The organism is Primorskyibacter marinus, assembly GCF_003313245.1.
Lineage (GTDB): Bacteria > Pseudomonadota > Alphaproteobacteria > Rhodobacterales > Rhodobacteraceae > Primorskyibacter > Primorskyibacter marinus.
The window spans coordinates 175,883-187,293 of sequence record NZ_QJSD01000004.1 but is presented as its reverse complement, the minus strand read 5'-3'; the positions used below and the strand labels follow the sequence as shown (position 1 = coordinate 187,293).

At 60.4% G+C, this 11,411-nt stretch carries 6 protein-coding genes, 1 pseudogene and 1 other annotated feature; of the genes and pseudogenes, 5 read left to right on the top strand and 2 right to left on the bottom strand.

The features are described from left to right. Nucleotides 1-755, bottom strand: a pseudogene (locus DMZ65_RS09095) (IS3 family transposase); the annotation flags it as partial. Further along, nucleotides 535-651, bottom strand: a sequence feature (AL1L pseudoknot). (Overlaps the previous pseudogene by 117 nt.) Here DMZ65_RS09095 and DMZ65_RS09090 point away from each other — a divergent pair. The 3 genes from DMZ65_RS09090 to lexA all read left to right on the top strand — a co-directional run bounded on the left by DMZ65_RS09090 (nt 678) and on the right by lexA (nt 5,985). Continuing rightward, entirely contained in the window at nt 678-2,969 is a 2,292-nt protein-coding gene (locus DMZ65_RS09090) for a hypothetical protein (RefSeq protein ID WP_116598582.1), read from the top strand. The pseudogene DMZ65_RS09095 and the gene DMZ65_RS09090 overlap by 78 nt on opposite strands. Before the next feature lie 3 nt (nt 2,970-2,972). Continuing rightward, nucleotides 2,973-5,048 (top strand): hypothetical protein, encoded by a 2,076-nt coding sequence (locus DMZ65_RS09085; protein WP_116598581.1) that lies wholly within the window; start codon nt 2,973-2,975, stop codon nt 5,046-5,048. 244 nt (nt 5,049-5,292) lie between these two features. Then, the gene (gene lexA / locus DMZ65_RS09080; protein WP_116598580.1) at nt 5,293-5,985 is read left to right on the top strand and encodes a transcriptional repressor LexA; all 693 of its coding nucleotides are present in this window, start codon (nt 5,293-5,295) and stop codon (nt 5,983-5,985) included. Nucleotides 5,986-6,142: 157 nt separating this feature from the next. Here the strand turns inward: lexA and DMZ65_RS09075 are convergent, their stop codons facing one another. Then, entirely contained in the window at nt 6,143-8,209 is a 2,067-nt protein-coding gene (locus DMZ65_RS09075; protein ID WP_116598579.1) for a ComEC/Rec2 family competence protein, read from the bottom strand. Between the two features lie 78 nt (nt 8,210-8,287). On the opposite strand from DMZ65_RS09075, the gene gltX reads away from it, so the two are divergent. Continuing rightward, a complete protein-coding gene (gene gltX / locus DMZ65_RS09070; RefSeq protein ID WP_116598578.1) occupies nt 8,288-9,700 on the top strand; it encodes a glutamate--tRNA ligase in 1,413 nt (470 codons plus the stop codon). A gap of 81 nt (nt 9,701-9,781) precedes the next feature. Next, a complete protein-coding gene (gene gltA / locus DMZ65_RS09065) occupies nt 9,782-11,077 on the top strand; it encodes a citrate synthase (RefSeq protein ID WP_116598577.1) in 1,296 nt (431 codons plus the stop codon). Nucleotides 11,078-11,411 lie beyond the last annotated feature (334 nt).

The window sequence follows — 11,411 nt, the reverse complement described above, 5'->3', positions numbered from 1 at the left end:
TTGGCTGCCGCGATCGCTGTGATGGATCAGCTTGTCAGCCTCGGAGGGTGGGCGCTGACAGATGGCCTGGTTCAGGGCATCCAAGACGAAACCAGTCGTCATCGAGGTCGAGGCACGCCAGCCAACGATCTTGCGGGCGAAAACGCCGATGGTGAAGGTCACGCAGACCATGCCCTGCCAGCTTGAGACATAGGTGAAATCGCTGACCCAGAGTTGGTTCGGCATGTCTGCCACGAAAGCGCGGTTCACCTTGTCGTCCGGGCAAGGCTGTGCCGCATCGGGATTGGTGGTGACGACCTTCTTGCTGCGCACAACACCTTGCAATCCCATGGTTCGCATCAGCCGTTCCACCGTGCAGCGGGCGATGTCGTGATCGCCTCGGCGCAACTGGTGCCAAACCTTGCGCGCGCCATATCGTCCCCGGCTGCCATCGAGGGCCTCCTTGATGGCGACCATGTCCAGCCGGTCCTGCCTGGTGCGAGCCGATGCCGGATCGGGATCACGCTCCACGGCCTTGAAGGCGTAGAAAGTCGATGGTGCGATCCCCAGAAACCGGCAGATCGGCCTGACACCATGGACATAACGGTGATCATCGATGAACGCGATCATTTGCGGAACGGACGGCCGAGTTCCGCCGCTGCGAAATATGCGCTGGCCTTCTTCAGGATCTCGTTGGCTTGGCGAAGTTCACGAACCTCGCGCTCCAACTCCTTGATCCGGTCTTTCTCCGCGCTCGTCAGACCGCTACGCTGACCGGGCTGACCGATGGCGACGCCCTGCCCGGCGGTCATGCATCGATCGCCGTCGTCCTGCCGGATGGTGTCACCATTGCCGCGATCACATGGGGCATATCCTACGGCGACGCCACCTACGGGACGTCAACCAACCCGGCCGATTTTACCGCCAACGTTGGTGGCCGTTTGTTCTGTGAGATCCTTGGCAGCGACGGCAACACCTACCGGGCCTCGGCACCGATCCGCTATGCCGCCGGCACCGCGCCTACGATCGCCGCGCAGGCCTGGACAGTTGACGATGATACCGTGGCACTGGACGCATCCGCGAGCGGCGCAAATCTGGTCTTCACCTATGCCGCCACCGGCCTGCCCGGCGCGTCAGAGATCGACGCTGTCACGGGCGAGATCACCACGGCTGGCAACGGCGGGGCGTTTGCGCAGGGCGACGTGGGCACCGGTTCAATCAGCATCACGGCGACAGACCAATTCGGGCGCGAGATCAGCTATTCCGTGCCCTATGCCATTGCGCTGCGAGCGAAGGCCACGGCAGCCGGAGCACTCGGACCGTTCATCTTCAACGTGGGCCAGGCGATCGCTGCGCAGAACCTTGCGCTGGACTTCACCTCGAACGGCAACCATCTGACATTTGCGATCAGCGGTGCATCCCTGCCTTCGGCTCTGGCAGTGTCCGCCCCCGGATCGATGACCGGCACCGTCGCGGCAGCGATTGCCAGCGCCAGTTATGATGTGGTCGGAACCGACGAGTATAACCGCACCACGACAAGCAGTTTCGCGCTCTCCGCAGTTGTCGCAGACGAAACAGCGCCGACCGCAGTGAGCGCGGCCAGTAACGAGGCGGGCGATACCCTCACGCTCACCATGAGCGAGGCCAGCACGGGCACAGAAGTCCCGAGCAATTGGGCGGTCAATGATGTGACGGGCGGATCGTCCACAGTCTCCTTGGTGAGCATAGACGGCCTGACGATCACGCTGGTCCTGACCGGCAATCTCATCCGCGGCGATGATAGCCCGACCGTCGATTACACCGCCGGCGATATTGGGGATGCAGCCGGGAACCCGCTGGCTTCCTTCACCGATTTGGCCGTGACGAATAATGTGCCGGTCATGATCACGGAGTTGACCAATAACAACCTTGTACGGATTTTGAACAATGACGGGTCCATGTTCCCGATTGACGCCCAAGAGAACCGTTTTGACGGTAACTACGCCGTCCCGAAAGGTTCTCTCTCGACAGGGCCAGCAATCCTTGTTGACGCGGAATTAGTCAGCGACGGCACGCCCGCCGCCGGTGAGACGCTGGACGTTCTACTGCCGTTCGTCGGGTTTGATGACCAGCTTGGGGAAATCGCTGTCGCTGATTTCATCTACACGACGAATGGCGCAAACTCCGTCGACGTGTCCGATCCATATGCCCCGACCCTGACGGTCCATGCCACGCTTGACGCGGGCAAGGCACTGACAGTCACAGTCGAGGTGCCGCAGGCGGCACTGACCTCGGCCACCAGTACGACGAACGCCGTGACGATACCCGGCAGTGGCCCGACCGAGGTTGTGCCCGTGATCGTGATGAAGGAGCATTTGTCGGGCACGCTTATATCACAGCCGCCTTATACCCCCGTAGATGCGTCCATTATCCCCGCGGGTACGCCTATCGCGATCTTCGTTGCGGCCAACGTCAGCGCGGAACCTCTCTCGATCAGTTTCAGCGGGGAGGCGGTTGCGGCCTCATTGGATGATACTTTTACTGACAATACGGGCGCGCGGATGGCCGTCTTTCATCACGTTTTGGCCGGACAGGGGTCGGCTACGGCAACCCTTGAGATCGAGTATGATGGAACGTCAAACTCACACAGCGCAGTGATCATAGCCGCACCTGGCGGCGTTCTGGTGGATGCCAAGACGGTCTTCAACTACAGCGCTGGTGGATCGGCATCCCTAAACGCTCTGGCCACGACAGCCAAGAACGCTGTGATCACAGTGGCTATGGGGCGCGACAGCATGTTCCAGGGTGACTACGGTTGGACAGGGCCGACAGAACAGGGGACGCCGGAATTTGGCGCAGTCGATAGGGCTTACTCGATTGCATGGGAAACGGACGTCACGCCCCACGATGGCGTGACGCCATATGTGGCGTCATTCACCAACAACACCACCGGCGACAGCAAGGACGAAAGCGCGTTCGGAATGTTCACATATAACCTGGCGGGGTCATAAGTCATGGGCGAAAATATCAGCTTTCTTGGGCCACTGCCCGGCACCACAAACACAATCAGGGGCGTCACATCGACTGCCTGGGGGCAGCTTTCTGACGGTGGAGAAATTTGGGGCCTGTCCCCTACGGATGGCGCATCCGCGACAATCAATGTCCTGCGATCCGATCACCAAATCGCGCCAGAGGGCGTGTTGTTTTATGTGACGCTTGCAGGTTTCAGTGACAATACGCCTGTCTCCAGGTCGGTCTACGATGTCAGCTATCACAAGTACCTGTATTTCTGGGACTTTGGCGAGGGATACACCTTTGTCGCTCCTGCGCAGGTGATCGCGCTGGATGCGGTGGATGGCGGAAAGAGGTCAAACAGTCGCTATATGCAAGGCCCTCTTGGTGCGCATGTTTTCCGCACGCCGGGCAGTCACCTGGTACGCCTTGCTGTCATTGATCCGGTTTCCGGGGACGTCGCTATTGCCTCCACGACTATCGTGGTGTCAGATCCAGACAGTGCTTATGCTGGCACTGACACGATATTTCTCGACAGTACGGGTATTTATGCGAACGACAGTGGTGGGTGGGATCGTCACTCCACGCTGACCTCTGCTTTCACCGCACTTAAAGATGCCACAAATCCCAAGCGTATCGTTGCGGAGCGCGGTCAGGTCCATACGATCAATTCGCAATTGAATTTTCGGCCACCCTCCGGGGCGTCCGCAGTGAGTTTCCGAATAGAGGCTTTGGATGTTGCTGGGGACAAGCCTGAAATTCACGGTACTTGGGTCCCCGCCGATGCAGGATTACTCCGAGACGGGACATTCCAAAACGGGTTCTCGGGGAATAGCGGAATGGTGCTGCAAAACCTAAAGATCACCGGAACGTGGGATACCACAACAGAGACCTACGGTGCCAGTCAGACAGGCACCTATGGGCTCTCGGGCGTAGAGGGTGGCGATAATAAGGCTACAAGCTGGGTGATCGATCAGGTTGATTTTGACGGCCTCTACCGAGGGATTGATAACCTAGAAATAAATGACCCATGGAACGGCAAGCTGGCTCACTATAATGACGTTTCCATAACGAACTGGCGAGATTACGCCCTCTGGAATGGTGGGCACGGAAACACCGCCCTGATTGGATCGAGACTTTCCCAGCACGTTGACGCGATACACGGCGGCGACAAAGACGGTGCGCACAATAACCACAGTTGTTACAGATGCCCAAACGACGTGCGGTCCATCGTTTGGGGAACGGACACCATGTCGAACACGGGCTGGTTCCCCGAGAGCTCTGGTGCGACTGGTGTTCGCGGCGCTCAGCCCTCGTATCGTTGGGGCACGAGCCTCCAGCAACCCGGTGCGCAGCTAAATATGGGCGCTAACGTCATGGAGGGTGCCGGAGGTGCCATTGTTACGGCGGCGAAAAACGAGGACACGGACAGCCATTTGGTGAACGCTGTCATACAGGGCAACTATTGCATGATTGGTTCGCAAGGCAAGCAGGTGGTGAACATCACGCATGGCGGGCAAACTATCAGGGATAATATGTGCATCTACCCTGATACGGACTACAATATTTCAGGGAACCCTGGGCTCAACGGCGGAAGTAATGGCGGGCCAAACTGTATTGTAGCCGTCGATAATGATCGAAACAGCCGCGCGACCGCAGCATGTATCGCTGCGCCGATTGATATATATAACAACACTGTCGTGAACCTGAGTAGCGCAACATTTGGCGGAATATATGATACCAGTGCCCCGCATAGCATCGAGTTTACCACGGTCAATATTGCGAACAATTTGGTCCATGAGCCTTTGAAGGCGTCCCCAAACGTGCCGTATGATCCGATGGCGGCAAGCGAGCCATTCACCTCACCGAAATACAAAGGCTACCGGTTGGACGCATCGACCCTGTTCGCTGAGCACGGGACTCCAGCGGATGCCTTCAAACTATGGTCCCCGGCAGTAGGATCACCGGCTCGCGATGGGGCAACAGGTACGCTCGTCTCTGCCACATCATTCGGCGGCGGCTATGATGAAGCCGATTTGCACACCACGGGACGCGACGTGGGGGCCACACAGTCCTAAAGCGGTGTGCCGGAGCGTACTTTATACCCGTCCCGTTGAATGGACCGTTGAAGGGGCCTTCAACACCGCGCCACTAACCGGATATTGAAAACCGTTTGCTGTAAATATCTCTGTCAAACACTGCAAATATCTTTGTCACGCTACACACGCTTTCGTCGGGGTCGGTCTGCGCGGCACAAAGCGTTGACCCAAAACGGGAACAAGGGTAGAACAAATCAGGATAAACGAGGTGGAGTGGCAAGAAATGCTCACGAAGAAGCAACTGGACCTGCTGGAGTTCATTAACAAACGGATGCTGCGCGATGGCGTCCCGCCCAGTTTCGACGAGATGAAAGAGGCACTGGATCTACGCTCCAAATCGGGGATTCACCGACTGATCACGGCGCTGGAAGAGCGCGGCTTTATCCGCCGTCTGGCCCACCGCGCCCGTGCGATCGAGATCGTGAAATTGCCCGACAGCATGAATTCGACGCCCGCGGGTTTCACCCCCCGCGTGATCGACGGCGGTTCGAACGGGCAGCCGGCAAATGCCCAACCGGTCGAGCCTGTGCACGCGATGGACCTGCCATTGATGGGCCGCATCGCCGCCGGTGTCCCGATTGAGGCCGTATCGGACAGCCCGCCCAACATCGCCGTGCCAGGGCAGATGCTGAATGGCTCTGCGCGGCACTATGCACTTGAAGTCAAAGGTGATTCCATGATCGAAGCCGGGATCAATGATGGCGACGTGGTGGTGATCCGCGAAACCAGCCAGGCCGATAATGGCGATATCGTCGTCGCCCAGGTCGATGGGTACGAGGCAACGCTGAAACGCTTTCAGCGCAAGGGCGACATGATCGTTCTGGAACCTGCCAACCCGGCCTATGAACCGCGCGTCTTGCCGACCGGACAGGTCAAGGTTCAGGGCAAGCTTGTCGGTCTGATCCGCACTTACTGAACCTCGCCGCTCTGCCGCTTTTTCGGCAGGGCGCGCCGCTTGTAGATACGCTCTGTCACCGGTCCACACTCCGCGACAAGCGACGTTACCGTTCGGGTTCTGTGTCTGGCGAAAACAGAACGCATGCGCGCCTGTTGGTCTTGTCTCTGCATTGCGCTTATTTGGCATTGGCGCGCTTCAGGGATTTGCGCGCGCCGCCGGTCCACGGTCTTTGTCCGGCATGTTCCGCTGCGGTGCGGCGCGCCATCCGCCCGTTTACAACGTTGAAAGACAGCGCGCCGGTCTGGCGCAGTCTTTTGGGATCATAGACCTCGCAAGGCAGTTTCCGGCCCTCCAGATCGACCGTCGTCACCACGATATCCTGCGGCGCGCAGCCCTCCTCCAGCAAGGCCGTCAGCCCGCGCTTGCCCTGCACATGCCGGAACACACGCTCGCCGAAGGTCAGGTCGCGCAGCACTCCGGTGCCGGGCCAGCGCGCCGCGGCTTGCGGTTGCTCTGCCGCATCGCCGTCGTTTTCCAGCCAGACCCCGGCGACAAAGCCCGCGCCTTTCGGCTTGCTCAGCGCCCGGCCCTGCGGCCCGAGGATGCCAACCAGCCCGCCATTCTCGGCCACCAGCACACCCGGCCGTTCCGCCCCGGCCCACAGCACCAGACCCAGCGCCACCGGCACCAGACCAGCCCAGCGAAACCGCCCGTGCCAGAGCATCACCAGCAGCATGCCGCAGGCCAGCAGTGGCAGTACCCAGGGGCCGGGGCTGATCACCTGCCCCACCGCGCCATCCCAGCCCGACACCGTCCCCGCGACCAGCAGGATCCAGTCCAGCCCCAGCCCCATCACCCAAAGTGCCAGCCCCTCCAGCCCCAGCGGCAAAAGACACGCCGCAACGACGGCGGCGGGCATGACCAACAGCCCCATCAACGGCACGGAAACGAGGTTCGCCATCAGCCCGTAATGCGCCGCCTGATTGAAATGCGCCATGCCCACAGGCGCGGTCGCTGCCCCTGCCACAGCCGACGAGATCACGACCGCCAGAACCGGCCGCATCCAGCGCGGCATCCAATCCATGTCGATGTTCCGCAACGCACCGAACACCGCGACCAGCGCGGTGGTGGCCGCAAAGGACATCTGGAACCCCGGCCCCAGCAACGCTTCGGGCCGCAAGAGCAACACGATCAGCGCGGCCATTGCCACGGCCCGCAGGCTAAGCGCGCGGCGGTCGACGATCACCGCCCCCAGCGCCACGGCGACCATCACGAAGGCACGCTCGGTCGCGACATTGCCGCCAGACAGCGCGAGATAGCCGCCGGCGACCAGCATTGCCCCCGCCGCAGCAAGTTTCTTGACCGGCAGGCGCAAGGCGGCGGCGGGCCAAAGCAGAAAGCCAAGACGCAGCGCCGCAAAAACGAACCCCGCCAGCAGCCCCATATGCAGCCCGGAAATCGCCAGAAGATGCGCAAGGTTGGTGCGGCGCAGATCGTCCAGCGTACCCTGCCCCATGCCCGACCTGTCGCCGGTCATCACGGCAGCGGCAAAAGCGCCTGTCTCGCCCGGCAGCGCCGCCTGCACCCGCGCCGACAGGGCCATGCGGGCACGGAACACATGCAGCCCGCCCGCTGGCGGCTCCAGCATCAGAACGGGTGTGCGGGTGTAGCCGACCGCCCCCAATCGCAGGAACCACGAATGGCGGCGAAAGTCGAATCCGCCCGGCTCTACCGCGCCTTGGGGCGGCGACAGATGCCCGGTCAGGATCACCGTCATGCCGGGCGTCGGGGTGATGAACCCCTGCTCTCCGTGCAGAGACACCCGCACGCGGTCCGGCGTGCGCGCGGGCGAGGTGCGCCGCAGCACGACAGTGTCCAGCGTCAGCCGCACCGCGTCCGAGGCCGAGCGATCAATCCCGACGATCCGCCCTTCGATAGGGCCGTAATAGCGAAAGCTCAGCACCGGGGCGGATACCTGATGCGTCCGCGCGCCCGCCACGGCGAGGCCAAGCAGGACCAGCGCCAGTGCCGCCACCAGAGGGCCGGACGCGGCACCCAACCGCCTTTGCAGCATCAGCAGGCCCAGACCGGACCCGCCGCACAGCCACAGCATCCAAGACGCAGGTTCCAACCGCAGCAGGAAATACCCGCCAATCCCCAGCGCCAGGAAAACCGGTGCCCAGGCGAAGAGATGGCCGCGCTGTTCCAGCATGGCGGCTTCGATCCGGTCCAGGGCGCGCATCTTGTCCTTCGCGTGTGTGACGTTTAAGGATGCGCCAACGCTATCCCTCCCAAGGTTTACAGAAGGTAAATATTGCCCATGACCGGCCAAGTCGTGACCCGTTTCGCGCCCTCTCCCACCGGCTACCTGCATATTGGCGGGGCGCGCACGGCGCTGTTCAACTGGCTGTTCGCGCGCGGGCGTGACGGGCGTTTTCTGCTGCGGATCGAGGATACGGACCGCGAACGCTCTACTCCCGAAGCGACGGCCGCCATCCTGAAGGGGCTGGACTGGCTGGGGCTGGACCATGACGGCCCGGCGATCAGCCAGGCCGCAGGGGCACCCCGCCATGCCGAGGTTGCCCACGAACTGCTGGCCAAGGGCGCCGCCTACAAATGCTTTTCCACGCAGGAAGAGATTGCCGCGTTTCGCGACGCCGCCAAGGCCGAGGGCAAATCCACCCTGTTCCAAAGCCCCTGGCGCGACGCCGATCCCGCCACCCATCCCGACGCGCCCTTCGTGATCCGGCTGAAGACACCCTTGGAAGGCACAACCGTGATCGACGATCAGGTGCAGGGCAAGGTCACGATCCGCAACGACCAGCTGGACGACATGATCCTTCTGCGGTCGGACGGCACGCCCGTCTACATGCTGGCCGTGGTGGTGGACGACCATGACATGGGCGTGACCCATGTGATCCGGGGTGACGATCACCTCAACAATGCCGCGCGCCAGATGGGCATCTATACCGCGATGGGCTGGGATGTCCCGGTCTGGGCGCATATCCCGCTGATCCATGGACCCGACGGCAAGAAACTGTCGAAACGCCACGGCGCATTGGGTGTCGAGGAATATCAGGCGATGGGCTATCCTTCGGCGGGTATGCGCAACTATCTGGCCCGACTGGGCTGGAGCCATGGCGACGATGAATTTTTCACCGACGAACAGGCGCAGCAGTGGTTCGGACTGGACGGAATCGGCAAAAGCCCGGCGCGTCTGGACTTCAAGAAGCTGGAGAATCTCTGCGGCCAGCACATCGCGGCTGCCGACGATGCTGCGCTGCTGCACGAAATTGACGCTTACCTGAAGGCAGCCGAACAGCCCGCCTTGACCTCCGCGCAGCGTGACGGATTGGGGCGTGCGATGTATTGCCTCAAGGACCGCGCAAAAACATTCCCGCAGCTTCTTGAAAAAGCAGAGTTTATTCTGACGAAATCTCCGATCGTCCCGGATGAGAAAGCCGCCGGGCAACTTGATGCGGTATCCCGTGGTATACTGGCGTCATTGACGCCGCAATTGCAAAATGCTAGCTGGTCCCGAGACGAATTGGAGGGTGTCTTGTCCCGGTTTACCGAGGCGCATGATCTGAAATTCGGCAAACTTGCAGGTCCGCTTCGGGCCGCACTTGCCGGACGTTCAGTGACACCCAGCGTATTCGATATGATGCTCGTTTTGGGCCAGGACGAAACACTCGTCCGGCTGGATCAGGCTGCGGCCATTGGGAAAAGCTGACCAGATCATCTTGTCTCAATGCCTGTTGACATAGGAAGCCGTTGCATTCGCTCAACGGCATTGAGACGAAGGGACCACTTCATGGCAGAAAGTACCAAGAACGCTACCCTGCAACTGGATGGCAAAAGCTTTGATTTGCCAATTTTTAGCCCAACCGTGGGCCCCGACGTGATAGACATCCGCAAGCTTTATGCCAATGCAGGTGTATTCACTTACGACCCCGGCTTTACCTCTACTGCGGCCTGCGACAGCACGATCACCTTCATTGATGGCGACAAGGGCGAACTTTTGCATCGCGGCTATCCGATCGACCAACTGGCCGAGAAATCGCATTATCTCGAAGTTTGCTACCTGCTGCTTTACGGCGATCTGCCCTCGGCGCAAGCGCTTGAGGATTTCGAAAACCGCGTGACCAACCATACGATGCTGCACGAGCAGATGCAGTATTTCTTCCGCGGGTTCCGCCGCGACGCGCATCCGATGGCGATCATGGTCGGTGTCGTGGGGGCGATGTCGGCCTTCTACCATGACAGCACCGACATCACCGATGCCTGGCAGCGCGAGGTCGCCTCGATCCGGCTGATCGCCAAGATGCCGACGATTGCCGCCTGGGCCTACAAATATCACACCGGTCAGCCATTTGTGTATCCGCGCAACGATCTGGATTACGCGTCCAACTTCCTGCGCATGTGCTTTTCCGTCCCGGCCGAGGAATACGAGGTCAACCCGATCCTGAGCCGCGCGATGGACCGGATCTTCACCCTGCATGCCGATCACGAACAGAACGCCTCGACCTCGACGGTGCGGCTGGCGTCATCCTCCGGTGCCAACCCCTTTGCCTGTATCGCCGCCGGCGTTGCGTGTCTGTGGGGTCCGGCGCATGGGGGTGCCAACCAGGCCTGTCTTGAAATGCTGCGCGAGATTGGCACCCCGGACCGCATTCCCGAATTCATCGACCGCGCCAAGGACAAGAACGACCCATTCCGCCTGATGGGCTTTGGCCACCGCGTCTACAAGAATTTCGACCCGCGCGCCAAGGTGATGAAACAATCCGCAGACGAGGTGCTGGACCTGCTGGGGATCGAGAACAATCCGACATTGCAGGTTGCCAAGGAACTCGAAGTTGCTGCCCTTGCGGACCCCTATTTCACCGAAAAGAAGCTGTTCCCCAATGTCGATTTCTATTCCGGCATCATCCTCGAAGCGATGGGTTTTCCCACCTCGATGTTCACCCCGATCTTCGCGCTGTCACGCACCGTCGGCTGGGTGTCGCAGTGGAAGGAAATGATCGGCGATCCGCAGAACAAGATCGGCCGTCCGCGTCAGCTTTACCTGGGCAGCACTGCGCGCGACTATACCGATATCGAAAAGCGCTAAGTCTGCTCAGCGACACAAACCACAAGCCCGTCCCTTTCAGGGGGCGGGCTTTTTTCATTTGCCAGAGATGTCAGCCCGACCGGGCCGATGCGAGTGTCTTGCTGTCGTCTTAAGGGGGATCTGTCGTCGGAAATAAAAATGCCGCGAAATGAACGCCACGCACTCCTACATGGATCCACTCCGCGACATGAGAAGAATCAGGGCCACTCCCCCCGTTTCCCGCCGTCATAGAAAACCTCTTCTTGCAAAGAGATCTTTGATAAAATTCTTTCAGACCCGAAAATCCTTCGAATTACAGGTCGATATATATAGTTAAAGTGTAGACATTGTATAC

Bases quoted from the DNA above. Each gene is read 5' to 3' on its own strand.
- DMZ65_RS09085 (WP_116598581.1), top strand. From the start codon at position 2,973: ATGGGCGAAAATATCAGCTTTCTTGGGCCACTGCCCGGCACCACAAAC.
- lexA (WP_116598580.1), top strand. From the start codon at position 5,293: ATGCTCACGAAGAAGCAACTGGACCTGCTGGAGTTCATTAACAAACGG.
- DMZ65_RS09075 (WP_116598579.1), bottom strand. From the start codon at position 8,209: ATGCGCGCCCTGGACCGGATCGAAGCCGCCATGCTGGAACAGCGCGGC.
- gltX (WP_116598578.1), top strand. From the start codon at position 8,288: ATGACCGGCCAAGTCGTGACCCGTTTCGCGCCCTCTCCCACCGGCTAC.
- gltA (WP_116598577.1), top strand. From the start codon at position 9,782: ATGGCAGAAAGTACCAAGAACGCTACCCTGCAACTGGATGGCAAAAGC.